Annotated in this window: 23 protein-coding genes; 13 read left to right on the forward strand and 10 right to left on the reverse strand. The window is 72.4% G+C overall.

Annotation, left to right across the window (positions count from 1 at the left end; translation table 11 throughout):
- Positions 1–8: 8 nt before the first annotated feature.
- Entirely contained in the window at positions 9–1,460 is a 1,452-nt protein-coding gene (locus OG623_RS14620; protein WP_406146873.1) for an NCS2 family permease, read from the reverse strand.
- A 185-nt stretch (positions 1,461–1,645) separates the two neighbouring features.
- Between OG623_RS14620 and OG623_RS14625 the strand changes: the two genes are divergently transcribed.
- Together OG623_RS14625 and OG623_RS14630 are read left to right on the forward strand one after the other, a co-directional pair.
- Entirely contained in the window at positions 1,646–1,981 is a 336-nt protein-coding gene (locus OG623_RS14625) for a DUF2530 domain-containing protein (RefSeq protein ID WP_406146874.1), read from the forward strand.
- A gap of 92 nt (positions 1,982–2,073) precedes the next feature.
- Positions 2,074–4,482, forward strand: coding sequence for an HAD-IC family P-type ATPase (locus OG623_RS14630; protein ID WP_406146876.1), 2,409 nt, complete (start codon positions 2,074–2,076; stop codon positions 4,480–4,482).
- 41 nt (positions 4,483–4,523) lie between these two features.
- On the opposite strand, the gene OG623_RS14635 is transcribed toward OG623_RS14630, so the two are convergent.
- A complete protein-coding gene (locus OG623_RS14635) occupies positions 4,524–5,375 on the reverse strand; it encodes a DUF5707 domain-containing protein (protein WP_406146878.1) in 852 nt (283 codons plus the stop codon).
- 222 nt (positions 5,376–5,597) lie between these two features.
- Between OG623_RS14635 and OG623_RS14640 the strand changes: the two genes are divergently transcribed.
- Positions 5,598–5,858, forward strand: coding sequence for a hypothetical protein (locus OG623_RS14640; RefSeq protein WP_406146879.1), 261 nt, complete (start codon positions 5,598–5,600; stop codon positions 5,856–5,858).
- A gap of 31 nt (positions 5,859–5,889) precedes the next feature.
- Here OG623_RS14640 and OG623_RS14645 read toward each other — a convergent pair whose 3' ends face one another.
- Entirely contained in the window at positions 5,890–9,069 is a 3,180-nt protein-coding gene (locus OG623_RS14645) for a sacsin N-terminal ATP-binding-like domain-containing protein (RefSeq protein WP_406151823.1), read from the reverse strand.
- A gap of 296 nt (positions 9,070–9,365) precedes the next feature.
- Positions 9,366–10,301 carry a DUF3027 domain-containing protein gene (locus tag OG623_RS14650; RefSeq protein WP_406146880.1) on the reverse strand — a complete coding sequence of 312 codons (936 nt, stop codon included), beginning with the start codon at positions 10,299–10,301 and terminating at the stop codon, positions 9,366–9,368.
- A 461-nt stretch (positions 10,302–10,762) separates the two neighbouring features.
- Here OG623_RS14650 and OG623_RS14655 point away from each other — a divergent pair, with 461 nt between their 5' ends.
- The 4 genes from OG623_RS14655 (at position 10,763) to OG623_RS14670 (ending at position 14,448) form a co-directional block, all read left to right on the forward strand.
- A complete protein-coding gene (locus tag OG623_RS14655; protein WP_406146881.1) occupies positions 10,763–12,271 on the forward strand; it encodes an MFS transporter in 1,509 nt (502 codons plus the stop codon).
- A gap of 27 nt (positions 12,272–12,298) precedes the next feature.
- Positions 12,299–12,781 carry a DUF2771 domain-containing protein gene (locus OG623_RS14660; RefSeq protein ID WP_406146883.1) on the forward strand — a complete coding sequence of 161 codons (483 nt, stop codon included), beginning with the start codon at positions 12,299–12,301 and terminating at the stop codon, positions 12,779–12,781.
- A 70-nt stretch (positions 12,782–12,851) separates the two neighbouring features.
- Positions 12,852–13,571: a futalosine hydrolase gene (locus tag OG623_RS14665; protein WP_406146885.1), complete on the forward strand. Its 720-nt coding sequence runs from the start codon at positions 12,852–12,854 to the stop codon at positions 13,569–13,571.
- The gene (locus tag OG623_RS14670; RefSeq protein WP_406146886.1) at positions 13,543–14,448 is read left to right on the forward strand and encodes a 1,4-dihydroxy-6-naphthoate synthase; all 906 of its coding nucleotides are present in this window, start codon (positions 13,543–13,545) and stop codon (positions 14,446–14,448) included. Before OG623_RS14665 ends, OG623_RS14670 begins: the two co-directional genes overlap by 29 nt.
- A gap of 50 nt (positions 14,449–14,498) precedes the next feature.
- Here OG623_RS14670 and OG623_RS14675 read toward each other — a convergent pair whose 3' ends face one another.
- Complete coding sequence (locus OG623_RS14675; protein ID WP_406146888.1) at positions 14,499–14,882, reverse strand: cold-shock protein; 384 nt, start codon at positions 14,880–14,882, stop codon at positions 14,499–14,501.
- Positions 14,883–15,047: 165 nt separating this feature from the next.
- Here OG623_RS14675 and OG623_RS14680 point away from each other — a divergent pair, with 165 nt between their 5' ends.
- Entirely contained in the window at positions 15,048–15,284 is a 237-nt protein-coding gene (locus OG623_RS14680; RefSeq protein ID WP_362893081.1) for a hypothetical protein, read from the forward strand.
- A 25-nt stretch (positions 15,285–15,309) separates the two neighbouring features.
- On the opposite strand, the gene OG623_RS14685 is transcribed toward OG623_RS14680, so the two are convergent.
- The gene (locus OG623_RS14685; protein WP_406146890.1) at positions 15,310–15,927 is read right to left on the reverse strand and encodes an HAD family hydrolase; all 618 of its coding nucleotides are present in this window, start codon (positions 15,925–15,927) and stop codon (positions 15,310–15,312) included.
- A gap of 156 nt (positions 15,928–16,083) precedes the next feature.
- On the opposite strand from OG623_RS14685, the gene OG623_RS14690 reads away from it, so the two are divergent.
- The 4 genes from OG623_RS14690 to OG623_RS14705 are packed head-to-tail and all read left to right on the forward strand — an operon-like array spanning position 16,084 to position 20,033.
- The gene (locus OG623_RS14690) at positions 16,084–17,094 is read left to right on the forward strand and encodes a FecCD family ABC transporter permease (protein WP_406146892.1); all 1,011 of its coding nucleotides are present in this window, start codon (positions 16,084–16,086) and stop codon (positions 17,092–17,094) included.
- A complete protein-coding gene (locus tag OG623_RS14695) occupies positions 17,091–18,176 on the forward strand; it encodes a FecCD family ABC transporter permease (protein WP_406146893.1) in 1,086 nt (361 codons plus the stop codon). The genes OG623_RS14690 and OG623_RS14695 overlap by 4 nt, the downstream gene beginning before the upstream one ends.
- Positions 18,173–19,045, forward strand: coding sequence for an ABC transporter ATP-binding protein (locus OG623_RS14700; protein ID WP_406146895.1), 873 nt, complete (start codon positions 18,173–18,175; stop codon positions 19,043–19,045). Before OG623_RS14695 ends, OG623_RS14700 begins: the two co-directional genes overlap by 4 nt.
- 1 nt (position 19,046) lies before the next feature.
- Complete coding sequence (locus tag OG623_RS14705; protein WP_406146896.1) at positions 19,047–20,033, forward strand: ABC transporter substrate-binding protein; 987 nt, start codon at positions 19,047–19,049, stop codon at positions 20,031–20,033.
- Positions 20,034–20,095: 62 nt separating this feature from the next.
- On the opposite strand, the gene OG623_RS14710 is transcribed toward OG623_RS14705, so the two are convergent.
- The 4 genes from OG623_RS14710 to OG623_RS14725 all read right to left on the reverse strand — a co-directional run bounded on the left by OG623_RS14710 (position 20,096) and on the right by OG623_RS14725 (position 23,601).
- Positions 20,096–21,013 (reverse strand): DUF6891 domain-containing protein, encoded by a 918-nt coding sequence (locus tag OG623_RS14710; RefSeq protein ID WP_406146898.1) that lies wholly within the window; start codon positions 21,011–21,013, stop codon positions 20,096–20,098.
- 21 nt (positions 21,014–21,034) lie between these two features.
- Positions 21,035–21,580, reverse strand: coding sequence for a TetR/AcrR family transcriptional regulator (locus tag OG623_RS14715; protein ID WP_406146899.1), 546 nt, complete (start codon positions 21,578–21,580; stop codon positions 21,035–21,037).
- Between the two features lie 13 nt (positions 21,581–21,593).
- Entirely contained in the window at positions 21,594–22,175 is a 582-nt protein-coding gene (locus tag OG623_RS14720; protein WP_406146901.1) for a sugar O-acetyltransferase, read from the reverse strand.
- A 124-nt stretch (positions 22,176–22,299) separates the two neighbouring features.
- Positions 22,300–23,601, reverse strand: coding sequence for a hypothetical protein (locus OG623_RS14725; RefSeq protein ID WP_406146903.1), 1,302 nt, complete (start codon positions 23,599–23,601; stop codon positions 22,300–22,302).
- A 64-nt stretch (positions 23,602–23,665) separates the two neighbouring features.
- Here OG623_RS14725 and OG623_RS14730 point away from each other — a divergent pair, with 64 nt between their 5' ends.
- The gene (locus OG623_RS14730; RefSeq protein ID WP_406146905.1) at positions 23,666–26,176 is read left to right on the forward strand and encodes a helicase-associated domain-containing protein; all 2,511 of its coding nucleotides are present in this window, start codon (positions 23,666–23,668) and stop codon (positions 26,174–26,176) included.
- The last annotated feature ends 2 nt before the right edge of the window (positions 26,177–26,178 follow it).

Here is a 26,178-nt window from a genome sequence, read left to right on the forward strand (position 1 = left end):
GTACGCGCCTACGTGAGGCCGAGCGCCGGCATCGCGTAGTAGAAGACGAAGACCGCGGACACGACGTACATGGCCACCGGGACCTCCCGGCCACGGCCGGACGCCAGGCGCATCGCGCTGAAGGCGATGCAGCCGATACCGATGCCGTTGGTGATCGAGTACGTGAGCGGCATCATCAGCATGGCCATGAAGGCGGGGATGGCGAGCGTGTAGTCGCTCCAGTCGATGTCCCGCACATTGCCCGCGAGGATCAGGAACCCGACCGCGATCAGTGCCGGAGTGGCCGCCTGCGAGGGGACCATCGTCGCCAGCGGCGTCAGGAACAGCGCCACCGAGAAGAGCAGTCCGCTCACCACGCTCGCCAGGCCCGTACGGGCGCCTTCGCCGACACCTGCCGTGGACTCCACGAAGCAGGTCGAGGCGGAGGAGGAGCTCGCGCCACCCGCGGCGACGGCGACGCCGTCGACGAGCAGGACCTTGTTGATGCCCGGGAAGTTGCCGTCCTTGTCCATCAGCTTGGCCTCGTCGCCGACGCCGAGGATGGTGCCCATCGCGTCGAAGAAGCAGGACAGCAGCACCGTGAAGACGAAGAGGATGCCGGTCAGGAGACCGACCTTCCCGAAGCCGCCGAACAGACTGACCTCGCCGAGCAGCCCGAAGTCGGGCGACGAGACGGGGTTGCCGGGCCACGCGGGGACGGTCAGGCCCCAGGCGTCGGCCGGCAGGTCCGCGATGGCGTCGATGACCAGCGCGACGACCGTCATGACGACGATGGAGATCAGGATCGCGCCCGGCACCTTGCGGACGATCAGCCCCAGGGTCAGCAGCACGCCGAGGACGAAGACCAGGACGGGCCAGCCGTTCAGGTGGCCGTCGTTGCCGAGCTGGAGCGGCACGGTGGTGTGCGCGACGTCCGGGATGCGGGAGACGAAGCCCGAGTCGACCAGGCCGACCAGCAGCACGAAGAGGCCGATACCGATCGAGATGCCCTTGCGGAGCGAGCGCGGCACTGCGTTCATCACGCGCTCCCGCAGCCCGGTCGCGACGAGCAGCATCACGACGATGCCCGCCAGGACGACCATGCCCATCGCGTCGGGCCAGCTCATCCGGGGGGCGAGCTGGAGGGCGACGACGGTGTTGACGCCGAGACCGGCGGCGAGCGCGATCGGCACATTGCCGATGACGCCCATCAGGAGCGTGGAGAACGCGGCCGCCAGCACGGTGGCCGTGACGAGCTGCCCTCCGTCGAGCTGGTGCCCGTACATGTCCTTCGCGCTGCCGAGAATGATCGGGTTCAGCACAATGATGTACGCCATCGCGAAGAACGTGGCGAGACCACCACGGACCTCACGCGCGACCGTCGACCCCCGCTCGGAGATCTTGAAGTAACGGTCGAGGCCGTTACGAGGCTGCTGCGGCATCGGAGGCTGATCGACCGGAGCGGTGGCCGAGGAGGACATGTATGACCTTCAGTCGTGCATCGAGGGGATGAAAGTAGTCAGATTTAGATGTTCACACGAATAATTTGAGTCATCCGTAAGCAGATTCAGTATGAATACATAAGGCAAAGATCGCTATCTCCGCGCGTAGACCCTTGGGCCGACTGGCCAGCGGCGTTCCGGCCACGCACGGCTAGACTGGCCGCATGGAGAAGTGGACACCGAAGCACGAGGCGCCCGAGCCCCTGGAGGGCCCCGTCGTCGCCACCGTCACCGGCGGCACGATCCTCTGGTTCGTCCTCTTCGTCGTGCAGGTCCCCTTCTACGGCTGGTTCGACGACCGGGGCCACGCCTGGTGGATCTGGGTCTGTCTGGCCGGCGCAGGACTGGGCCTGATCGGCATCTGGTACGTCCGGGGACGGGACGCCGCGCTCAAGCGCGCCGCTGCCGCACAGGCCGCTGCCGCACAGGGCGAGAGCGCACCGGGCGAGACCGCGCAGGCCGACGGAGCGACCGCTTCCGGCAGCACCGCCGCCTCCTGACGTACACCCGGGGGACCATCCTGGTCCTCCCCCGGTCGGATCTTCCGGTCCCCGGCGGGTGAACCGTCCCCTCCGCCCGTACGGTCGGAATCATGACGCAGCGGGCACTCGATTCCTCCGGTGAGCAGCCGGATTCCCTACGGACCCCCACAGCGCCCGCGCCGGCCGGCGGACTGACCACCGCCGAGGTCGCCGAACGCGTCGCACGGGGCGAGGTCAACGACGTACCCGTCCGCTCGTCCCGTTCCGTCACCGAGATCGTCCGCGCGAACGTCCTCACCCGGTTCAACCTGATCATCGGCGTGCTCTGGGTGATCATGCTGTTCGTCGCCCCGCTCCAGGACAGCCTCTTCGGCTACGTGATCATCGCGAACACCGGGATCGGCATCGTCCAGGAGTGGCGCGCCAAGAAGACCCTGGACAGCCTCGCGGTGATCGGCGAGGCGAAACCCACCGTGCGGCGCGACGGGAACGCCGCCGAGATCTCCGTCTCCGAGATCGTCCTCGGCGATCTCGTCGAGCTGGGCCCCGGGGACAAGGCCGTCGTCGACGGCACGGTCGTCGAGGCCGACGGCCTGGAGATCGACGAGTCGCTGCTGACCGGCGAAGCCGACCCCGTGCTCAAGCGGCCCGGCGACCCGGTGATGTCGGGCAGCTTCGTCGTCGCCGGAGGAGGGGCGTTCACCGCGACGAAGGTCGGCCGCGAGGCCTACGCCGTCCAGCTCGCCGAGGAGGCGTCCCGCTTCACCCTCGTCCAGTCGGAGCTCCGCAGCGGCATCAGCACGATCCTCAAGTACGTCACCTGGATGATGGTGCCGACCGCGCTGGGGCTCGTCATCAGCCAGCTGGTCGTCAAGGAGAACAACTTCAAGGACTCGGTGGCCCGCACGGTCGGCGGCATCGTCCCGATGATCCCCGAGGGCCTGGTCCTGCTCACCTCGGTCGCCTTCGCGATCGGTGTCGTCCGGCTCGGCCGCAAGCAGTGCCTCGTGCAGGAACTCCCCGCCATCGAGGGCCTGGCACGGGTCGACGTCGTCTGCCTGGACAAGACCGGCACCCTCACCGAGGGCGGCATGGACGTCACCGAGCTCCGCCCGCTGAACGGCTCGGACGAGGACCGTGTGCGCCGCGTCCTGGGCGCTCTCGGCGCCAGCGACCCACGGCCCAACGCCAGCCTGAAGGCCATCATCGACGCCTACCCGGACGGCTCGGGCTGGGACGTCACACGGACCCTGCCCTTCTCGTCGGCCCGCAAGTACAGCGGCGCCGCCTTCGCCGAAAGCGACGGCACCGCGTCCGCCTGGCTGCTCGGCGCCCCCGATGTGCTGCTGGCGCCCGGTGACCCGGCCATCGCCGAGACCGGCCACCTCAACGAGCAGGGGCTGCGGGTCCTGCTCCTCGCCCGGGTGCCGGGCGAGCTGGACGCCCCGGACGCCGCATCGGGGGCATCGCCCGCCGCGCTCGTCGTCCTGGAGCAGCGGCTGCGGCCCGACGCCGGGAGGACCCTGAGCTACTTCGACGACCAGAACGTCGCCGCGAAGGTCATTTCGGGCGACAACGCGGTCTCCGTCGGCGCGGTCGCCCAGAAGCTGGGGATGCCAGGCGCCGAACATCCCGTGGACGCCCGCCGGCTGCCCGACGACAGCGACGACATGGCGTCGGAGATCGAGCGGAACGCGGTCTTCGGCCGGGTCACCCCGCAGCAGAAGCGGGACATGGTGGCGGCCCTCCAGTCACGTGGGCACACGGTCGCCATGACGGGGGACGGCGTCAACGACGTCCTCGCGCTCAAGGACGCCGACATCGGGGTCTCGATGGGCTCGGGCTCCGAGGCGACCCGTGCGGTGGCCCAGATCGTGCTGCTCGACAACAGCTTCGCGACGCTTCCCTCGGTGGTCGCCGAGGGCCGCCGGGTCATCGGCAACATCACCCGGGTCGCCACGCTCTTCCTCACGAAGACCGTGTACTCGGTGCTGCTGGCGATCCTGGTGGTCTGCTTCCAGGTGGAGTACCCGTTCCTGCCGCGCCATCTCACCCTGCTGTCCACACTGACGATCGGCGTCCCGGCGTTCTTCCTGGCGCTCGCCCCCAACAAGGAGCGGGCCCAGCCGCACTTCGTACGCCGTGTCATGCGGTACGCGATCCCGTCCGGGGTGATCGCGGCGGTGGCCACCTTCCTCACGTATCTGATGGCCGGACACGCCTATTCGGGTCCTGGCTCGCTCGACGCGGAGACGAGCGCGGCGACCCTCACGCTGTTCCTGGTCTCCATGTGGGTCCTGGCGATCATCGCCCGCCCGTACACCTGGTGGCGGGTGGCGCTGGTGGCGGCGATGGGCGCGTGCTTCCTCGTCGTGCTCGCGGTGCCCTGGCTCCAGAAGTTCTTCGCGCTGAAGCTGGTGGGGGTGACCATGCCGTGGACCGCGGTGGCGATCTCGGTGGTGGCGGCGGCCGTCCTCGAAGTGGCCTGGCGTATGGTCGGCCGCCGCTTCCCCTCGTAGGGAGCGTCCCCCTCCCGGGGAGGACCGCTACTTCACGTCGACTACTTCACGTCGACGAAGTCACCCGCGGCCTTGACGGCGGGCGTGGTCGACGTGCCGGCGAAGGCGTAGCGCCAGTAGCCGTCCACCGATGCCTTGGCGGTGGTCTTCAGCGCACCGGTGCTGCTCGACTTGATGGTCTTGACGGTGGTGTAGGTGCTGCTGTTCTTCTTGCGGAACTGCAGCTTGACGGACTGGGTGGCGTAGCCCTTGTAGGTGTTGGTCTCCCAGTTGGCGCGCGAGAGCTTGCCGGTGATGGTGAGGGTCTTGCCCTTCTTGACCGGCTCAGGCGCGGCGTTGACGGTCAGCTTGGAGAGGCGCTGGAGGTTGGTCCTGGCGAACGCGTCCTGCTGGACGACCTGGCCGTCGTTGCTGAGCACCGCCGCGCCGACCTTCCAGGTCCTCGAGTCGGAGTTGAGCAGCCACGCGGGATCGACGGTGACCGTGAGCGTGCAGGTGGACGTCGTGGCGCTCGCCGCCTTGCACGTGGCGGACTCCTCGTTCTGCGCGAAGCCGAAGCTGTCCTCCGAATCCAGCGAACTGCCGGTCCACAGGATGGTGCCGGCGTCGGCGATGCCCGAGTCGTCCGTGGCGGTGATGGCCACGGTGACCTTCTTGGGAGCGGTGGTACCCACCACGACGGCCTTGCCGCCGTTCACCACGGCCTTGGTGATCTTCAGGTCGTTGTCGGAGGTGAGCGCGCGGGCAGCCGCACGCCCGGTGGGCTTCTCCGGAGCGGAGAATCCGAAGTCGGGCGTCCAGGTACGGCCGTCGTCGGCCGTCGCGGCCGGAACGGCGAGAGCGGAAAGAGCCAGGGCGCCGGAAACAGCGGCGACGGTGGCACGCATACGCATGTGGTCCCCTGTGGGGCAGGGGGACCCGCCGAGGTGGTTTCCCTCGGACAGGTCCCAGCTGATCGGTGAGTCTGGTGACTCGCACGGTCAGACAGCGCACAGAAGTGAATAGTTGTGCCCAGGATGTGTATTTCTGGTGAAGATCACTCGGGAGTGCCTGGTCGGGCAGGTATCAACACCCGTACGCCGGGGCAGGTGTCCCGGAACAGAGAGGGGACACCAGTGATCGGCACGCTCACCGGAACCATCGCGTTCGTGATCGTGGTGGCGCTGGCCGTCGTCGGCGAACGCACCACCCGCAGGCGGAAGCGCGCGTTCTGGGACCGCTACGGAAGCTACGAAGGGTTCAGCAGCCAGGTCGACGAGGACAAGGTCCGCTCCGTGCGCGGCGCCCATGGCGACGTCGCCGCGGTCAAGGCCGTCCGGGAGGACCACCCGCTCGCCTCGCTGCTCATCGCGAAACGGTACGTCGAGGAGCTGTGAGGCCCGCACGGTCGCGGGCCCCGCGCGTACCTCAGTCGAACCAGCGGTCCCTGGCCAGCTCCTCCGTGCGCGACGGATCCTCCAGCAGGGCGGCCACCTCGAAACGGCGCGGCCACTGCCCCGCCGCCCAGGCGAGACCGGCCGCCACGCCCTCCAGCGTGGACGCGTGGACCACACCGTCCGGAGTGCGACGCCAGTCCAGCTCGACGCCGCCCGCGCGCAGTTCGCTGTGCTCGACATACGAGGCGGGGGTCCCCGCGCCGAGCAGGATCCGTACGGACTCCGGTACCTGGTGCTCCTCGCCCTCCGTCGTCACCACCGCATCGACGCTCTCGCCGAGCCGCCGCACCTGGAGCAGGTCCGCCAGGTCGGCCGCCCGCGCCGGGGCCACCGGGAGCAGCGGCAGTCCCCCGGTCAGCGGCAACAGGTCGGGGGCGTCGGCGATCACCACGTCCGCGGCGTCCGCCACCCGCACCTCGTCGTCCACGACGGCCCGCAACTCGTCGGGCAGCGTGACCTGTTCGGGGTCCAGTTCGGCGAGCGCCGTGTAGAGCGAGTGCAGCTGTACGGGCCCGACGGGACGCTCCTCGTCGGCGAGCCGGCCCAGCAGCTCGGCCGCCCCGCCCGGCTCGTCGAGGAGCGCGGCCACCGAGGTCCGTACGCCGAGGGCACGCAGCACCTGCGCGTCGTCGAAGCCCGTCGCGTCGGCGGAGTCGTAGAGCCCCGCCAGCCGCGGGTCGCCGCCCGCGGCGCGCAGACCGGCCGGGCGGCGGCCGTCGAGCACGGGGTGGTCACGCAGCCACCACGCGGTGTAGGGCCGCACCGACTGCGTCGTACCGTCCGGGAGCAGCACCCGCACCGGCTGGGTCAGCGCGTCGCGCAGCGGCGGGCGGGCGAGCATCGCCAGCGCCTGCGGCCAGGCGTCGTCGTCGACGAGGTCCAGGTCACGCACGGCGACGAGTTCGGTGGCGACCGGCGGTACGGGGGTGTCGGGGAGCTGGTCCAGGACGTCCTCGCACCACACGTCGACGGCGTCGAGCAGGCCCGCGTCGTCGGGCTCGGCGAAGTCGCTGTCGCGGGGCTCCAGTTCGTCCGGGTCCAGGACGACATCGGTGGCCCGCACGAGGGCGAAGGTGGCGAGCACCCCGCAGGCGGTCAGCGGCTGTTCGCCCCAGCGCCCGGTCAGCTCGGTGTCGCACAGGGCGAGTTCGCCCACCCGCATCACCTGGGCGAACGGGCTGTCCGGCAGGACGAGTTCACCGGCGGGCGCCGGCTCGCCGTCCTCGTCGGGCAGGGCCAGGGCGCCCAGCCACGGCTCGTCGCCGGGCGCGAGGTCGGCGTCGCGTACGAGGGTGAGGACGGTGTCGGCGAGCTCGTCCGCGTCCAGGGCGTCCTCGTCCCAGATCTCACCCGCGTCCAGCGACCCCGCCACGGCGGCCCGGACCTGCGGGGTCGTCAGGACGGCGCGCGGGGTGGCGGGCAGCGCGCCCAGCTTCTCCAGGAGGGGGTGGGCGGCGTCCGGGTGGGCCACCTTGAGACCCAGCCTGGCCAGCCGGGCCAGGACCGGCGCGGTCAGCGCGTCGGGCAGCGGCAGCAGCACCTGGCGGGGGCCGATGGTCGTGCGGGGCGGCGCGTCCTCGGAGCCGGCGAGGGGCACGGGCAGTCCGGAGAGCCGGTCGGGGTCGACGCCGGCCAGGCTGTCGTACAGCCGGCGCCACCAGGCGGGGTCACGCTCAAGACCGGCCAGCCGGTCGATGGCCTCGGTCAACGGCACCCGGGCGACCCCGAGGGTGCGCAGCTCGGGGCGGCGCTCGAGCCCGGCGGGCAGCAGACAGGGCAGGACCTCGGCGAGTACCCGTACGGTCCTGTCGCCCACCCCTTCGACCACCTCGGCCTCGACGGGCCGCAGCGCGGTCGTCGCCGGGCCCGGGGCCCCCGATCCGTCCCAGTCGTCCCACTGGGCGGCGGCCTCGGCCGGGTCGCGCGGCGCGGCCGGCTCCAGGAACGCGATCCGGGGCAGCCGCTCCAGGATCGCCGCCCGCAGCGCACCGTCCAGCGGCCCCTTGCCGAGCACGGCAGGCACCAGCGCGATCGTCGCGACGGACACGGGCTCCCACCCGGCGAGCAGCTCCGCGTACGCGTCGGCCGCGCGCTGCACCAGGAAGTCGGTCAGCGGGCCCGGCGCGGGGTGCCGGCGGGTGGTGTCGAGCGGCAGCGAGGCGATCAGCAGCGCGGGGACGCCGAGGGGCTCGTCGGTGGGGGTCGGGGCGTGCACGACCGGCGCCGTACGGGGACGCTGCGGCGCCCCGTCCTCACCGACGGGCACGGCCCACGTCACCGACCAGTGCGGACGCAGCCGCTCCTCCACGGGCCTGTCGGCCAGCAGAGCGGGTTCCAGGGGGCCCTGGGCGGCGACACTGCGCCAGCGGTGCAGCCCGTGCGCGGAGTCGTCGACGTGCGTGTACGGGCCGTGCTGCGAGCGCCGCAGTGTCCGTACGCCCTCGGGGGTCTCGATGACGACCTCGGCGAGGCCGGGCAGCGTCAGGAGCAGCGCGTCGTCGACTCCGCCGAGCAGCCTGCTCACGAGGTCCTCGGCGACACCGTCGCGCAGCGGCAGGACGACGACCGTGTCGTAACCGTCGGGCGCGGTGCCCTCGGCGGGCAGCGGAAGCCTGAGCAGCGGTACGTGTCCGTCGCGGCGCCGCAGCTCGTCACCGAGACCTGGACTGCCGACGGCCGCCTGCCGCGCGAGGTCGCGGGCCTCCGCGAGTGACCAGCGGACACCGCCGTGGCGCCCGATCACGGCGGGCTCGTCGCTGACGGCCAGCACGGCGGCGAACCCGACGCCGAAGCGGCCGACGGACGACTCGTGGCCCTCGCGCTTGGCGGACGCCCGCAGCGTGCTCAGCGACTCGACGCCGGTCGCGTCCAGCGGGGCACCGTTGTTGGCGGCGGCCAGGACGGCGGGGCTGCCGTCGCCCGCCTCGTGCAGGGTGAGGCGGAGCCGGCCGGGTACACCGGCGCGGGCGGCGGCGTCGGCGGCGTTCTGGGCCAGCTCGACGACCAGCCGGTCACGGTAGCCGCCGAGCGCGAGGTCCTCCTCGGCGTTGGCGTCCTCCCGGAAGCGGGCGGGACCCGCGCCCCAGGCGTCGAGCACGCCGCGCCGCAGTCGCGCCGTCCCGAACGGATCGGCCCCCTCGGTCGCATTCATGCTCACGCTCGTACTCCGCTCTTCCGGTGACCCGTGACGCCGGGGGTCTCTCGTCTGGATCAGGCGAGAGACCCAGTGTGCGCCCGAAGGTACCGCGAAGGGACAGCCCCCAGGACCAGCCGTCCAACGGGCACAACCAGCCCGTCCGGCGATTGAGGACAAAACCCGCACCCGGAACCTCGGCCCGGCAGAATCAAGCCCGTCCGGCGATCGAGGACAAAGCCCGCACCGGGAGCGACCCGGGGCCCCGCGATACCCGGGGGCCGCACGCCCGGACCCCACAGCGGGCAGGAGCGTCAGGAGTGGCCGAGATCCTCCGCAGAGCCGTCCGCCCGGTCCGGGACCGAGCCCGAGTCCTCGGCCGGACGCAGGGAGTAGTCGTCCACCCGCATCGTGTCCAGCGCATGCGGCGTCGGCTTCGGCGGCTTCGGCATGACCGCCGCCTCGGAGTGCCCCCCGCAGCCGTACGCCAGGGAGACCACCCGGCCGTCCGCCGGGGCGAACTCGTTCGCGCAGACCCCGAAGGCCTGCTTCAGCGAGCCCGCCATCGGCACCAGGAACGCACAGGTGACGCACGACGCCGGCGCGGCCTGCGCCATGGGCGTCTTCGCGCCGAACTCCTCGTCCCACCGGTCCGCCGCCAGCCGCAGCCCGTACCGGGACAGCACCCGCGCACGTCGTGTGCCGAGCTCGTCCGCGACCGAGGCGATCGAGCCGCGGCGCGTCCCGGGCAGCGTCGTCAGCTCCGCGTCCTCCGCGTCGGCGAGTGCCGCCAGCTCCTGCGACACCTCCGAGACCGGGGAGTTCGGCAGGGGCTCGTCCTCGCCCGTCCAGCCGGGCTCCAGGCGCGGGTCCTCCGCCTCGGTGGGCAGGAGGTCGCCGGGGCCCATGTCGCCGGGCCTCAGCCGCTCGCTCCAGGGCACCCACTCGGGGGCCAGGAGCGCGTCGGAGCCGGGCAGCAGCACCGTTTCGTCAAGGGTGACGTTCTTGGCGCGGGAGGCCCTGGCGACGGTCACCGCCCAGCGCCAGCCCCGGTAGCCGGGCTCCTTGGACTCGAAGTAGTGCGTGACGACCCGGTCCCCCTCGGAGACCAGCGCCACATGCTCACCCACCACTCCCGGTGCGGCAGCCTCTTCCGCCGCCGCGCGTGCGAGGTCTACCGCCTCGGCGCACAGGCGGTCGGGGGCGGGGGTACGGGCCGTACGGCTTCGCGTCGTCGTCGCAGCACTCACAGGTCTCGCTTCTCTCCATACGCCGTCTCACGAGCGCGCCAGCAGCTCCATCGATGTCCGATTTCGGCCATGACAGTTGTGGGCGGAGCGGACCTGGGGGCCGCGTCGACGTCCACACCCGTTGTGCCTGCCTCGGGCGCGCCTTCTGCCACCCATTCTGCGGGATCGCGGAGAGGCGCGCGGCCAAGAACAACCGCCGGTGGCGCGTGAGTGCACGCTACCCTCTCCGCCGCCCGCCGCCCACCTGCCCGTCCCAAACAGGTCGGGAACCCTTCCGTAACGGTCCGGATCCGCCCTCGGGCGGCGGGCGGGACCGCCCGGAACCCCGCCCTGGACCAGCGGCGGATCCCGGCCATGTTCCGGCCGTTTCCGGACGGGCCGACTCGCCCGACGGAGCGGCCCGTACCGCGCCCCGGCCGATCATGGGTTCGTGACCCCGGGGGGTGGGGCACTATGACCACGTGACCGCCGCCAGGTCGTCCGACGGATCCGGTCCGCTCCGCAGGGTGGGCCGGACGATGGCCCGTGCCCTGCGCGCCCCGTTCACCGGAACCGCGCGGGGAATCCGGAAGGCGACCCACGCGCACGGGGCGGGCGAGTCGGGCCTCGGCAAGCTGATCGAGCTGCACGCGGTCAACGGCGCGGGAGACGTCATGATCACCGTGGCGCTCGCCTCCACCGTGTTCTTCTCCGTACCGACGGACGAGGCGCGCGGGCGCGTCGCCCTCTACCTCGCCGTCACCATGGCCCCCTTCACCCTGCTCGCCCCGGTGGTCGGCCCGCTCCTCGACCGGCTACCGCACGGCCGCCGCGCCGCGATGGCCGGTGCGATGTGCGCGCGGGCCGTGCTCGCGATCACGATGTCCGGCGCGGTCGCCACGGGCGGCCTCGAGCTCTATCCGGCGGCCCTGGGGGTCCTGGTCTGCTCGAAGGCGTACGGGGTCGTCCGCAGCGCCGTCGTGCCCCGGCTGCTGCCGCCCCGCTTCTCCCTGGTGAAGGCGAATTCGCGGGTCACTCTGGCCGGTCTGCTGGCCACCGGTGTCGCGGCGCCGATCGGGGCGGTGCTGCAGAGCATCGGGTCGCCCTGGCCTCTCTACGGGGCCTGCGCGATCTTCCTCGGCGGGACCGTCCTCGCCTTCACGCTGCCGCCCAAGGTCGACTCCGCGAAGGGCGAACGCAAGGCCCGCCTCGTCGTCCCGCACGAGGACACGGTCCCCGCCCCCGCGGGCCAGGCCAAGGAGGCCGGGAGTGAGAGGACCGCGAGCGAGAAGACCGGGGGCGGGAGGACCGCGAGCGGGAGGACGAGCAGCGCCGGCCGGGCCGGCAGGACGGGCAGCACGCTGTCCGGCCGGAGGAACGGGCGGGAGAAGCCACCGGGACTGCGTTCCGTCGGGCCGTCCGTCCTGCACGGCCTCCAGGCGAACGCCGCGCACCGCGGGCTCTCCGGCTTCCTCATCTTCTTCCTGGCGTTCCTGCTGCGCGAGCACCCCATGTCGGGACAGAGCGCCGCCGTCTCCCTCGGCATCGTCGGGGTCGCGGCCGGCGCCGGGAACGCCTTCGGCACCGCGGTGGGCTCATGGCTCAGGGCGCGCGGCCCCGAGCTGATCGTCGCGACGGTGCTGGGACTCGCCCTGGGGGTCGCCGTGCTCGCCGCGGTGTTCTTCAGCACGGTGATGGTCGCCGCCCTCACCGCGATCGCGGGTTTCACCCAGGCCCTGTCGAAGCTGTCGCTCGACGCGATGATCCAGCGCGATGTGCCGGAGGAGGTGCGTACATCCGCCTTCGCCCGGTCGGAGACGCTGCTCCAGATGTCCTGGGTCGTGGGCGGCGCGATCGGTATCGCGCTCCCCCTCAACGGAGTACTCGGCATGTCCGTCGCAGCGGGGCTGCTCGCGCTCGGCGCCGCTGCCTCCGTACGGGGCCTACTCGGGGCCGCACGGCGCGGCTCACCGCACCCCCGCGTGGCGTGAGCGGCACCGACCGATAACCTTCGGCGCATGACCGTTGCGTTCTTCTCCGGTAAGGGCCGTCGAATCGGCGTCGCTCTTGGAGCCGTGTCCGCGGGACTCCTTGTCCTGTCCGCCTGCGACAAGCCGACGCCGCTCGCCACCGTGACGGTCGGCGACAACTCGGTGAGCACCGAGGCCGCCTGCTACAACGACGGCGACGCCCTCAAGGAATCCGAGATCCAGGGCTGCCTCAACAAGAAGGCGGACAAGACCGTCAAGGTCGCGATGGACGACAAGGTCCACTTCGGGGTCGACCCCGAGGTCGCCGACCACGGCTGGACCCTCTTCATCAACGGCCAGCAGGCCGAGCAGGAGCCGTACAAGAAGACCTACCGGACGATCCCCGGCAGCGCTTTCTTCGCCAGCCAGACCGGCGAGACCACGTCGAGCAAGACGCAGGTCAGCGTCGTCGAGACCAAGGGTCAGAAGCTCACGGGCGTCTGGCACTTCCAGCTCACGAAGACCTCCTGACGCCCTGGCGCCCTGACGTCCCGACGTTTCGGCCCTTCCGATCCGCCCTCCGAACCCGAGGAACACCGCCGTGCGGGTGCTTGTCGTGACCGCTGTCCCGGCTGAACGGGACGCGGTCACGCGTGCGTTCGGGGGTGATCCCGCGATACGTGAGGTGCCGGGAGCCGAGCTGCACAGGGCCGGGCCGTTCGATGTCGTGGCGGGCGGCGCGGGACCGGCCGCCGCCGCCGCGGTCACCGCCTTCGCACTCGCCGCCGCGCCCGGCGCCACCGCGTACGCGGCCGTCGTCTCGGCCGGTATCGGCGGTGGATTCGCGCCCGCAGCGCCCGTCGGCTCCCTCGTCGTGGCGACCCGGATCGTCGCCGCCGACCTGGGCGCCGAGACCCCGGACGGCTTCGTGCCTGTCACCGGTCTCGGCTTCGGCAGGGACACCTTCCTGCCGCCCGAAGCCCTCGTGGGGGACGTCGCGGAGGCCACCGGCGCCGTGCCGGGCCCCGTCCTCACCGTCTCCACCGTGACCGGCAGCGCGGCCCGCACCGCCGAGCTGCTGGCCGCGCACCCCGGAGCCGTCGCCGAGGCCATGGAGGGCTTCGGCGTCGCGGAGGCCGCCGACAGGTTCGGTGTGCCCGCGCTGGAGCTCCGGGCCGTCTCGAACACCGTGGGGCCGCGTGACCGCGAGGCCTGGCGGATCGGCGACGCCCTGGCGGCGCTCACCGAGGCGTTCGGGAAGACCGCACCCGTAGTGGAAAGTTGGAACCGGCATGACCGACTCGACCGACACCGTCACTGACACCGTGACCGGCTCCGCCGGCGCCCCGCTCCCCGCGCTGCGGATCGCCTTCTCGCCGTGCCCGAACGACACCTTCGTCTTCGACGCCTGGGCGCACGGAAGGGTCCCCGGAGCGCCGGCCCTCGATGTCACCTTCGCGGACATCGACCTCACCAACGGCATGGCCGAGCGCGGTGAACTCGACGTGCTGAAGGTGTCGTACGCCGTCCTGCCGTGGGTGCTCGACGAGTACGCGCTGCTGCCGTGCGGCGGGGCGCTGGGGCGCGGCTGCGGTCCGCTCGTCCTCACGAAGGAGCCGGGCGCGGACCTGACGGGGAAGACCGTCGCCGTGCCGAGCGAGCGTTCCACCGCCTATCTGCTGTTCCGGCTGTGGGCGGCCGAGGTCGTGCCGGACGGCGTCGGCGAGATCGTCGTGATGCCGTTCGACGAGATCATGCCGGCGGTGCGCGACGGCCGGGTGGACGCGGGCCTCGTGATCCACGAGGCCCGGTTCACCTACCAGGACTACGGTCTGCACAGCCTCGCCGACATGGGCGAGCACTGGGAGTCGACCACCGGTCTGCCGATCCCGCTGGGCGCGATCATCGCGAAGCGCTCGCTGGGCGAAGAGACGCTGAACCGGCTGTCGGAGTCGATCCGTATCTCGGTGCGGATGGCCTGGGACGACCCGGAGCGCTCCCGTCCGTACGTCCTGGAGCACGCCCAGGAGATGGACCCGTCCGTGGCCGACCAGCACATCGGGCTCTATGTGAACGAATTCACCGCCGACCTCGGTGAGAGCGGCTACGCCGCGATCCGGGGCCTGCTGACCCGGGCCGCGGCCGAAGGCCTCGTACCCGCGCTGGCCCCGGACGCGCTGGCCTTCACCGGGCGCTGACACCGGGCGCTGACACCAGGCGCCGGCTCCGGGCGCCGGCCTGACCGGTCTCAGACGTCGAGCTGGTCGGCGACCGCCCTCAGCAGGCCGGCGATCTGCGCTCCCGCCGCCTTGTCGGGGTAGCGGCCCCGCTCCAGCATCGGCGTGATGTTCTCCAGCACCGTCGTGAGGTCCTGCACGATCGAGGCCAGCTCGTCGGGCCGGCGCCGCTGCGCGGCGGCGACGGACGGCGTCGGGTCGAGAATCGCCACGGAAAGGGCCTGGTCACCGCGCTGGCCGGCGACCACGCCGAATTCGACGCGCTGACCGGGCTTCAGCGCTTCGACGCCTGCCGGGAGGACGGAGGAGTGGACGAAGACGTCGGCGCCGTCGTCACGCGAAAGAAAGCCGAAGCCTTTTTCCGAATTGAACCATTTGACCTTACCCGTGGGCACGTCTGTCCTCGTCCTCGTCCTCGTCGGTGCGCGGGGGAACCGCGAAACGGCTCCGGATAGCAGTACAGCGGGTCCGAGACCCGCCATGCCCCAGGCTAATGGCCCAGGCTCCGTACACAAGACGGCACTGAACGGTGCCGTCGAGCTGGGAACTACCCTGACCGGGTGAGTACTACTCCTTCCGGCGCAGGCGACCGGCTCGTACAGGTCGGCGCGATCGTCTTCTTCATCGGCGCACTGGCCACACTGGTCACTGTGGCCCCACTGTTCCTGGGCACCGACCCGTTCCCGTCCATCGCCTACGCGGTGTGCATGCTCATGGGTCTCGGCTTCCTGATCGCGGCCGCCGGGGTGGTGCGGTCCGTGTGGAAGAGCTCCCCGAAGCGCGCCGCGGCGAGGTAGCGGCCCTCGGCCGGCCCGGTGGGTTTCACCCCGCCACGAAGGTCCGCAGCCAGGCGGGAAACGCCGTGAGGTCCGGCAGGATCACATCGGCTCCGGCCTCCCGCAGCTCCTGCTCGTCGCACGGACCGGTGGTGACCCCCACCGACAGGGCGTTCGCGGCGCGTGCGCCCCGTACGTCCCCGGTGTGGTCGCCGACGTAGATCCGCGCACCGTGCTCCAGGAGCGCTTCCGCCTTCCCCTCGGCCCAGAGCCCGCCGATCAGCAGATCGGCCGCTATGCCGAGGTGGTCGAGGTGGAGCTTGGCGTTCGGCTGGTACTTGGCGGTGACGACCATCGCCCGTCCGCCGAGCGCCTGGACGGCCTCGACGGCCTCCCGGGCGCCGGCGAGCGCGGTCGTCCCGGTGATCGCCGTCTCCGGGTAGAGCGCGCGGTACCGGTCGCAGACCGCGGCTATCTCATCGGCGGGGAACCAGTGCGCCATCTCCTCCTCCAGGGGCGGCCCGAGCCGGCTGACGACCAGGTCGGTGTCGATGTACACACCGGTCTCGGCGGCCAGTACCTCGTAGGCGGCCCTGATGCCGGGCCGCGAGTCGATGAGCGTCATATCGAGGTCGAAGCCGACCGTCGGAGCGTGTGTGGGCATGAGCCCCATTGTGCCGAGTACCCGGACCGGGCCGGCCTGCCGCCCAACATCCGGAAGCCCTGACGGACCCACAGGTCACCCATAGACTTAGCCAAGCCTTACTTCGTGTCCGCCCGGGGCCCACGCCCCCGATCCTCGTTCACCCGATTGGTTCCGATGGCAGCTGCCGCTCCCCGCCTGTCCCGACGCGCGACGGCGACCGCCGCCGCAGTCGTCGCCCTGCTGCTCGCCGTCCTGCTCAGCCTCGCCGTGGGAGCGCGGACCATCGCGCCGTCGGCGGTCCTGGACGCCCTGCTGCACGGCGGGCACTCGGACGCCGCCGAGGTGATCCGGCAGATGCGGGTGCCGCGCACCGTGACCGGCCTGATGGTCGGCGCCGCGCTCGCCCTCGCCGGCACCGTGCTCCAGGGCATCACCCGTAACCCCATCGCCGACCCGGGGATCCTCGGGATCAGCCAGGGCGCTTCGGTGGCCGTCGTCCTGGCCATCGCCTACGCCGGGATCCACACCTTCACCGGCTATGTGTGGTTCGCCTTCGTGGGGGCCGGCGTCGCCTCCGTCGCCGTGTACGCCATCGCCTCCCGGGGCCGTGGCGGCGCGACACCCGTGAAGCTGGCGCTGGGCGGAGCCGCCGTCAACGCGCTGCTGGTGTCGGTGACCATGGCCGTGCTCACCACCGACGCGGCGGCGCTCGACGAGTTCCGGTTCTGGCAGGTGGGCTCGATCGCCGGCCGCGAGGACCTGGTAGCCCAGCGGATCTGGCCGTTCCTGCTGATCGGCGCCGTCCTCGTGGTGTCCGTGGCCCGCGGTCTGGACGCACTGGCGCTCGGCGACGACGTCGCGAAGGGCCTCGGGCAGAACGTCGCCGCCGTCCGCATCGTCGGCGGCATCGGCGCCACCGTGCTCACCGGCGCGGGCGTCGCGGCGGCCGGACCGATCGCCTTCGTCGGCCTCGCCGTCCCGCACATCGCCCGCGCGATCGTGGGCGGTGACCACCGCTGGCTGCTGCCGATGGCCGCCCTCGTAGGGCCCGTGATGCTCCTGGTCTCCGATGTCGTCGGCCGGATCCTCTTCCCGCCGGGCGAGGTCCCCGCAGGGGTGATGACGGCCCTGATCGGTGTGCCGTTCCTCGTCGCCCTCGTACGCCGGAAGGCGGTGCCCGCGTGACCACGGACACGGCGCCGGCCGTACGGACCCCGGTCCGCCCCGCCGGCTACCAGGTCCTGCGGCTCGGGAAGCGGGCCGGCTTCCTGCTCCACCGCCGGGCGGGCCTCGTCGCCCTCACCCTCGCCCTGCTGCTCGCGGCGGCCTGCGTCGCCTACCTCTGCGTCGGCGAGAGCTTCGTGGCACCCGCCGAGGCCGTGAAGGTCGTGCTCGGCAGGCCGTCACCGGCCGAACTGGTCGTGGGTACCCTGCGGCTGCCCCGCATGGTCGTCGGGCTGCTCGTCGGCGCGGCCTTCGGGATCGCCGGTGCGCTGATCCAGACCGTCGCCCGCAACCCGCTCGCCAGCCCCGACATCATCGGCGTCAGCCAGGGTGCGGGCGCCCTCACCGTCGGCGCGCTGACCTTCGGCCTCACCTCGGGCACCGTCCTGCCCCTCCTCTCCATCGCCGGCGGCATCGCGGCCGCCGCGCTCGTGTATGTCTTCGCGTGGCGCGGCGGCCTCCACGCGACCCGCTTCGTCCTCATCGGGATCGGCTTCGCGGTCGCCCTGCGGTCGGTGACGACCCTGTTCCTGACGAAGGGCGACTACCTGGTCGCCCAGCAGGCACAGATCTGGATGACCGGCTCGCTCAACGGCCGCGGCTGGGACGAGGCCGCCCCGATCGGCTGGACACTCCTCGTCCTGCTCCCCGCCGTGCTGTGGGCGGCACGCGCACAGCGCACCGTCTCGCTGGACGACGACACCGCGACCGCCCTGGGCGTACGCCTCGGGCGCGTACGGCTGGGTCTCGTCGCCCTCGGGGTGATCCTGGCGTCCGTGGCGACGGGCACGGCGGGACCGGTCGACTTCGTGGCGCTGCTCGCCCCGCAGATCGCCCGGAGGATGACGCGTACGGCGCAGATCCCGCTGCTGTGCTCGGCCCTGCTCGGCGCCCTGATCGTCGTCATCGCGGACCTGCTGGCCCGCAGGCTCTTCTCCCCCACCGAACTCCCGGTGGGCGTGCTGACGGCGGCGGTCGGCGCCCCGTATCTGATCTGGCTGATCATCCACGGCCACGGCGGCCGCACGGGAGGCAACGCATGAGCACCACCCGCCCCATGGACACCGCGACGCCCTCCAGGCTCACGGCGCACGCCCTGACCCTCGCCTACGACGACCGCACCGTCGTGCACGAGCTGGACCTGGCCGTGCCCGACGGATGCGTGACGGTCATCGTCGGCCCCAACGCCTGCGGCAAGTCGACGACCCTGCGCGCTCTCGGCCGGCTGCTGAAACCGGCCGGCGGGTCGGTGCTCCTGGACGGTACGCAGCTGTCGCGCATCCCCACACGCACCATCGCCCGGTCGGTCGGGCTGCTCCCGCAGACGCCCGTGGCACCCGAAGCGATCACCGTCTCCGACCTCGTCGCCCGTGGCCGTCAGCCCCATCAGCGCTGGTGGCAGCAGTGGTCGGACGCCGACGAACGCGCGGTGACGGACGCCATGGAGCGCACGGACATCACCGCGCTCGGCGACCGGCCGGTGGACGAACTGTCCGGGGGCCAGCGCCAGCGGGTGTGGATCGCGATGGCGCTCGCGCAGGACACGGACCTGCTGCTGCTCGACGAACCGACGACGTATCTCGACATCGCGCACCAGGTCGAGGTCCTGGACCTGGTGCGCAGGCTCGCCGCCCCGGCGGCGGACGGCAGCCGCGGACGGACCGTCGTCACCGTCCTGCACGACCTCAACCAGGCCGCCAGGTACGCCGATCACCTCATCGCGATGAAGGCGGGCCGCATCGTCGCCGAGGGGCCGCCGGGGGACGTCGTCACCGCCGGACTCGTACGCGAGGTCTTCGGTCTGGAGGCCGTCATCATCCCGGACCCGGTCACCGGCTCACCGCTCGTCGTGCCGGGCCCGCCCCGGAGCCCCACGCTTCCCTCCCCTTCCCCCTCCGGAAAGGCTCTCTGACATGCCCTCACCTTCTACGGCTCGTCCGCTCGTCACCGGCTCGCTGGCCGTGGCCGTGGCGCTGGCGCTCACCTCCTGCGGCTCGTCCGACTCCGGTTCGGGTTCCGGTTCCGGCTCCTCCGGCTCGTCGGGCGGCAAGACGCACACGGTCGCCACGGCCATGGGCAACATCCAGGTCCCCGTCGCCCCGAAGCGGGTCGTCGTCCTGGACACCGCCGAGCTGGACTCCGCCCTCACCCTCGGCGTCAAGCCGGTCGGCGCCACGCACACCGGCACCGAGTCGGGCTATCTGAGCTACCTGCCGAAGGACGAGGTCGCGGGCATCAAGGACGTCGGCGAGATGATGACGCCGAATCTGGAGGCCATCGCGGCGCTCGAACCGGACCTGATCCTCACGAGCAAGATCCGCCACGGCGCCATGTACGACGAGCTCTCGAAGATCGCGCCGACGGTCATGACGGAGAACACGGGCTACCCCTGGAAGGACAACTTCCAGATCCACGCCAACGCGCTCGGCAAGGTCCCGGCCGCCGAGAAGGCCATCGCCGCGTACGACACGCACGTCGGTGAGGTCACCGAGGCGCTCGGCGGCACGAAGAAGGCGGCGGCCACCGAGGTCAACCTGGTGCGGTTCGTCGAGGGCGCCGACATCCGCATCTACGGCCGCGAGAACTACATCGCGACGATCCTCGCCGACGTCGGTCTCGGCAGGCCCTCGATCGTGGACAAGGCGAAGGACGGCTTCTCGTACGACGTCAGCCCGGAGAAGATCGACCAGGCGGACGCTGACGTCATCTTCCACTCGACGTACGGGGACGCGAAGAAGTCCAAGGAGACACAGACGGTCGGCAGCGGCCTGTGGAAGAACATGGCCGCGGTCAAGGCCGGCCAGGTGTTCCCCGTCGACGACGAGCTGTGGGTCCAGGGCATCGGCTACACGGCGGCGGACGAGATCCTCGACGAGCTCGAGGCGGACCTGACGAAGTAGGGGCTGAAGCCTGTGGGGCACGGTGTCAGGTCCGCGCCCCACAGGCGGTTCGGGGGCCGGCCTCAGCCGACCAGACGGCGGCGCCAGTCCAGCGGGGTGACGCTGATGACCCGGGCGGGGTCCTCGTCCCACTCGGTATGCAGACCGGCCGCCTCCAGGGCGGCGACGATCTCGCGGCCGACGGCGACGGTGGTCCCCGCGGAGTCGTCGAAGCCGCCGTAGTGCAGGGGCAGCCCGTGGCCGGTCGCGGCGGAGTCCGTGCACTGGGTGTGGAAGTAGACGTAGCCGCGGGCGCCGGGCCGGGCCTCGGCGCCGATCTCGGACTGCCCGCAGTGACGGCAGCAGGAGAAGTGCTCGCGGGCCGTGATCCCGGCGTCGTCCAGAGCGGTGAACGCGCGGGTGAGCCGCTCGGGGTCGGTCTCGCCCTGCCAGCGGGTCTGCTCCTCGACGCGCTCCAGCCACAGGCGGTCGGCCAGCGCCGCCGCCTGCTGCCGTGAGACGGGCCTGCGGTCCTCCGTGACCAGGTAGTCCTCGGCGAGCTCGGCCAGTTCGTCGCGCGTGGTGTAGCCACCGGCCAGCACCTCGCGCAGGCGATTCTCCAGCGTGTCGCGTTCGTCGTCGTCGAGGTCGAGCGGGGGCACCTCGGGGGCCGGGTCCATCTCCAGCAGCGACCAGGCCGGACCGGCCTCCCAGCCGTCCGTACGGCCGGCCCAGCCGGTCAGCGCGGCGCTCACGTCCTCGGGCCGGTCGATGCGCGCCTCGTAGTGCCGGTCGGCGGCGCCGTCGCGGTACTCCAGGGTGTAGTCGCCGCCCGCCTCGTGCCACACCTGGGCGAACTGGTCCGGCAGGTCGGGTATCCGCTGGACCACGAGGAAGCGGTCACCGTCACCACCGATCCTCCCGACCAGCCCGGCCAGTTCTCCCGCGGACATACGGACATGCCGCTCCCCGCGCTCCGTCTCCACCGTGATCTCGAGCATGGGAAGACTCTGGCACACGGCTCAGACACCCGAGGTCATCCGCAGGACCGCCAGCTTCGTCAGCTCGCGGCCCTGCGGCTCGGTGTCGAGGGAACGGTGCAGGGCCACGCCCTCGATCAGCGCGTCCAGCTGACGGGCCGTGTCCGGGTCGAAGTGCTGTTCGAGCAGGCGGCGGCTGCGGTTCATCCACGCATGGGTGAGCTCGCGGTACTCATCACGCCGCGCGGCCAGCGTGTAGAGCTCCTGGGTGAGGACGAGCTCCCTGCGGGGACCTTCGGAGAGCACATGGATGAGGTCGACGACGGCCTCACGGGCCTCTTCGAGGGTGCCGGCCCGGCCCAGATACTGCTCGAAGACCGCCACGAACTGGTCGGCGAACCGAGTGAAGGCCTCCATCAACAGGTCGTCCATGCCGTCGAAGTGATACGTCATCGAGCCCAGCGGGACATCGGCGCGCGTGGCGATCTTCCGGTGCGAGACACCGGCGACGCCCTCCTCGGCGATGTGGTCGAGCGTGGCGGCGAGGATGCGTTCGCGCCGCTGCGGGTCCGTACGTCCGGTGGCCACGGGGCAGCCCCGGTCAGACGCCGCGGATGACGCGGGCGGGGTTGCCCACGGCGACGACGTCGGCGGGAACGTCCTTCGTGACCACGGCTCCCGCACCGATCACGGAGTTGTCGCCGATGCTCACCCCGGGGCACACGATGACGCCGCCGCCGAGCCAGACGTTGTCACCGATGGTGATGGGGAGCGCGGCTTCCAGCTTGTCGCGGCGGGGCCCCGGCTCCACGGGGTGGGTGGGCGTGAGGAGCTGGACGTTCGGGCCGATCTGGCAGTCCTCGCCGATGGTGATGCGCGCGACGTCCAGTGCGGTGAGGTGGTAGTTGACGAAGGTGCGGGCCCCGATGGTGATGTTGCTGCCGTAGTCGACGTACAGCGGGGGTCGCAGATCGACGCCTTCGCCCATGGAACCCAGCAGCTCGGCCAGGATCTCCCTGGCGGCGTCGGCGTCCTCGGTGTGCGCGGCCTGGAAGCGGGCGGCGAGGCGCATCGCCCGCTGCTGCCGCTCGGCGATGTCCGGATCGTCGGCGATGTAGAGGTCGCCCGCGAGCATGCGCTCGAGGTTGGTGCGCGGATCGTTGGCGAAGTAGTCCGTCGGCATGCGTACGATCGTAACCCCTGGGATGTACGAACGTACACTCCCTCCCCGCTCACCCGCGCGCCACGCCCCGCACGCGTCTCACCGCGACGGCCTGCGCGCCCTCATCGCGACGGCCTGCGCGCTCTCACTCCGACAGCCTGCGCGCCCTCCACACCAGGTACAACGCCGACGCCACCGCGGCCACCCGCACCACCACGGGCCAGACGTCCGCGACCGCGTCGCCCAGGGTGCCCTCAGCGATGGGTTCGCCCCAGCGGCCCTCCAGGCGCCCCCACAGCCAGACGAAGGCCCCGGCCACGACCACACCCGGCAGGCCCATCGCGACCCACTTGGCCTCGGCCCGCGAGAACTTGCGTGAGCTGTACGCCAGCAGCCAGCCGCCCGCGAGCGCCAGCCACGCCCCGAACACAGCGCCCGCCACGAGCAGCGCGGCGGCCAGCAGCAGCAACGGGTTCGAGAGCCGGGGCCGCGCAACCGCGTCGCCGCCCCCTCCGCCCCGCCGCAACCGCGGAATCCACCGCCGCCGGGAGCCCGCCGCGATGTCCTCCCCCAGCTCCTCCCCGTCCTCCTCCTCGGCCCCCTCGGCCGATCCGGGCTCATCGGCCTCGACCGGCGCGCGGGGACCTGGGGTCCTTGGAGTGCCCGGCAGCCCGAACAGCTCGGGGCTCTCCAGTCCGCCCACGAACCCCGGTACTGCGGTACCGGCCCCCATGACCCCGGGCATGCCCTGCGCGCCCTGGCCGTCCTGCCCGCCTTCACCGAAGGGCCCGGGCTCGATCCGCCACCACTCGGGCTGGGCCCCGGACGGCGCCTGGTCCAGGCCCGCCATGTGCGGCGCGGAAGCCGCCGGCCAGTCGGGCGCGGGCCCCGCACCGACATCCGAGTCCGCCGTCGCACCCCCGGCCCCTTTCTTGGCACGCCCCCACGCGCCCCCCTTGGCGGCCTCCCTCGCACTGTCCCGCGCGCCGCTCTTCGCACCGCCCTGCGTCCCGCTCTTCGCACCGTCCTGCGCGCCGCTCCTCGCACCGTCCTGCGCGCCGCTCTTCGTACTGTCCTTCGTGCTCTCCCCCGACGACGCGCCCTTGCGGAAAGCGGCTTTCCTGAGCACTCCCCGCCGCGCCCGGGGCACCCCGCCCGATTCCGCCGCACCCTTGGCCGCGTTCGCCCGCGGCGACGGCAGCGGCACCGTCCCGTCGCCCGACTCGGCCGCAGCGGCCACGAGTTCACCCGGGGCTCCGAGCCTGCCGATGATGCGCCGGACCACGGCGGGAGAGTCCGAGCCGTCCGTGCCACGCTGTCGGTCGATCTCACCCCGGAGCGTCGCCACGAGCCTCATCCGGGCGCCCGACGACAGCTGTTGCTGCTGCGCCAAGTCACCGACCCGGCTGAGATAGTCGTAGACAAGCTGGTCGCTCTCGATGCCCACGCGATCGTTCTCCCTCCACCGGCCCTGCCCCGACGGTAGCGTTCCAGGGGCTACCGTGGGACGGATGGGGACGACCACACCACCGCGCACGCTCGCCGAAGCTCTGCGCGCCCGGGGCGACGAATCGCTGGCGGGGCTGCTGCGTGCCCGCCCCGACCTGCTCAGTCCCGTGCCGAACGACATCACCCAGCTGGCGACGCGGGCCGGCACGCGTGCCTCCGTCGTACGCGCCCTGGAGCACCTCGACCGCTTCGCCCTTCAGACGGCCGAGGCACTGGCGGTGGCGCCGGACCCCGCCCCCTACGACACGCTGCTCGCGCTCCTCACCGGCGACGGCCAGGACGACGGCGACGGGCGCGACGACGCGGGCGCCGCGATCACCGCCGCGCTGCCCGCCGCCCTCACCACCCTGCGCGAACAGGCCCTGGTCTGGGGCGAGGACACCGGACTGCACCTCGTACGCACCGCACGCGAGCTGCTCTCCCCCTCCCCGCAGCACCCCTCCCCCACCGGCCTCGGCCCGACCGTCGCCGAGGCCACGGCCGGCATGTCGCCCGGCAGGCTGCAGGAGATCCTGACCACCGCCGGGCTGCCGGCGACGCACGACCCGGTGTCCGCCGTGACCGCGCTGGCCGGGCTCTTCACGGACCGGGCCAGGATGGCGGAGCTGCTGGACACGGCTCCCGTCGAGGCGCTGGCCGTGCTCGACCGGCTGGTCTGGGGCCCGCCCTACGGCGAGGTCACCCCGAATCCCGCCCCTCCCGTGCAATGGCTGCGCGACCGCGGGCTGTTGCTGCCCGTGTCCACGCGCACCGTCGTCCTGCCACGCGAGGCGGCACTGCACCTGCGCGCGGGCCGCGCCCACCGCACACCCGAACCCGTACCCCCGGCGCTCGTGACCGCGGCCGAGCGGGATCCCCAGGCTGTGGACAGAGCGGCGGCGGGCCAGGGCTTCACGGCTCTGTCCACCGTCGAGGAACTCCTCAAGCTCTGGAACAACGGCGGCCCGGCCATCCTCCGCGCGGGCGGCCTGAGCGTCCGCGAGCTGAAGCGCGCAGCCGTCGCGCTCGACGTCCCTGAGCCCGTCGCCGCCTTCTGGATCGAACTCGCCTACGCCGCAGGCCTGCTGGCCCCCGACGGTGAGACCGACGAGCGGTACGCCCCGACACCCGCCTCCGACGACTGGCTCGACCTCCCCGCCCAGGACCGCTGGACCCACCTCGCCACCGCCTGGCTCGCCGCCACCCGCACCGCGGGCCTCATCGGCGGCCAGGACGCCAAGGGCCGGGCCCTGTCCACACTCGGCCCCGACCTCGACCGCTCGGCCGCACCCGAGGTACGCCGCCGGGTACTGGCCCTGTTCGCCTCGCTCCCTCCGGGCACCGCGCCCGACCCGCAGTCCCTCCTGGCCCGGCTCCGCTGGGAACGCCCGCTACGCACCCCGGTACCGAGCGGCGGCGGCGGAGCAACCACACCCACGACGCCCCAGAGCGGCAGCGACCCCACCACCACACCCTCCGACCTCCGCTCCCGGATCGCCCTGTGGACGGTCAACGACGCGGAGCAGCTCGGGATCACCGGCCGCGGAGCCCTCTCCTCCCAGGCCCGCGCCCTGCTCGACGAGGGCCCGGATGCCGCCGCCGCCCTCCTCGCCCCGCTGATCCCCGAACCCCTGGACCACGTGCTGCTCCAGGCCGACCTGACGGCCGTCGCCCCCGGCCCGCTGGAACGCCCGCTCGCCGACACGCTCTCGGTGCTCGCCGACATCGAGTCCAAGGGCGGCGCGACGGTCTACCGCTTCACCCCGGGCTCCGTACGCCGCGCACTCGACGCCGGGCGGGCCGCGACGGACCTGCACGCCTTCCTCGCCACCCACAGCCGCACACCGGTGCCGCAGCCGCTGAGCTACCTCATCGACGATGTGGCGCGCCGCCACGGCCATCTGCGGATCGGCGCCGCCTCCGCCTACGTACGCTGCGACGACGAGGCCGTGCTCAACGAGATCCTCGCCGACAAGCGCTCGGCCACCCTGCGGCTGCGCCGGCTGGCACCGACCGTCCTGGCCGCGCAGGCCGACCCGGGCTCACTCCTCGACGGGCTGCGCGAGATGGGGTACGCCCCCGCCGCCGAATCCGCCGACGGCGACGTCCTGATCACCCGCGCCGGCGCCCGGCGCACCCCGCCGCGTACCCCTCCCGTCCCCGTACCCGAGGGCCCGCCGGTCCCGGACACCACCCTGCTGAGCGCCGCCGTCCGGGCCATCCGGGCCGGCGACACGGCCGCCAGGGCCGTCCGCAGGGACCCGGACGCCCGGGACACGGCCACCGCGGGCTCACTCCCCCGCACGACCCCGGCCGAGACACTGGCCACGGTGCAGGCGGCGGCGATGACCGGCTCGGCCGTCTGGATCGGCTACGTCAACGCGGACGGCGCGGCGAGCCAGCGGGTGATCGCGCCGGTCAAGGTGGAGGGCGGCTTCGTGACGGCGTACGACCACACGGCGGACGAGGTCAGGACGTATCCCCTGCACCGCATCACAGGCGTGGCGGACCTCCCGGACACCCAAGCACCATAACG

Origin of the sequence: Streptomyces sp. NBC_01012, from assembly GCF_045162755.1 — a bacterium.
Taxonomy (GTDB): Bacteria; Actinomycetota; Actinomycetes; order Streptomycetales; family Streptomycetaceae; genus Streptomyces.

Coding starts and splice junctions, on each gene's coding strand:
- OG623_RS14660 (WP_406146883.1), top strand. CDS start 12,299: ATGACCGTTGCGTTCTTCTCCGGTAAGGGCCGTCGAATCGGCGTCGCT.
- OG623_RS14645 (WP_406151823.1), bottom strand. CDS start 9,069: ATGAATGCGACCGAGGGGGCCGATCCGTTCGGGACGGCGCGACTGCGG.
- OG623_RS14625 (WP_406146874.1), top strand. CDS start 1,646: ATGGAGAAGTGGACACCGAAGCACGAGGCGCCCGAGCCCCTGGAGGGC.
- OG623_RS14710 (WP_406146898.1), bottom strand. CDS start 21,013: ATGCTCGAGATCACGGTGGAGACGGAGCGCGGGGAGCGGCATGTCCGT.
- OG623_RS14700 (WP_406146895.1), top strand. CDS start 18,173: ATGAGCACCACCCGCCCCATGGACACCGCGACGCCCTCCAGGCTCACG.
- OG623_RS14730 (WP_406146905.1), top strand. CDS start 23,666: ATGGGGACGACCACACCACCGCGCACGCTCGCCGAAGCTCTGCGCGCC.
- OG623_RS14685 (WP_406146890.1), bottom strand. CDS start 15,927: ATGCCCACACACGCTCCGACGGTCGGCTTCGACCTCGATATGACGCTC.
- OG623_RS14720 (WP_406146901.1), bottom strand. CDS start 22,175: ATGCCGACGGACTACTTCGCCAACGATCCGCGCACCAACCTCGAGCGC.
- OG623_RS14670 (WP_406146886.1), top strand. CDS start 13,543: ATGACCGACTCGACCGACACCGTCACTGACACCGTGACCGGCTCCGCC.
- OG623_RS14630 (WP_406146876.1), top strand. CDS start 2,074: ATGACGCAGCGGGCACTCGATTCCTCCGGTGAGCAGCCGGATTCCCTA.
- OG623_RS14620 (WP_406146873.1), bottom strand. CDS start 1,460: ATGTCCTCCTCGGCCACCGCTCCGGTCGATCAGCCTCCGATGCCGCAG.
- OG623_RS14705 (WP_406146896.1), top strand. CDS start 19,047: ATGCCCTCACCTTCTACGGCTCGTCCGCTCGTCACCGGCTCGCTGGCC.
- OG623_RS14690 (WP_406146892.1), top strand. CDS start 16,084: ATGGCAGCTGCCGCTCCCCGCCTGTCCCGACGCGCGACGGCGACCGCC.
- OG623_RS14635 (WP_406146878.1), bottom strand. CDS start 5,375: ATGCGTATGCGTGCCACCGTCGCCGCTGTTTCCGGCGCCCTGGCTCTT.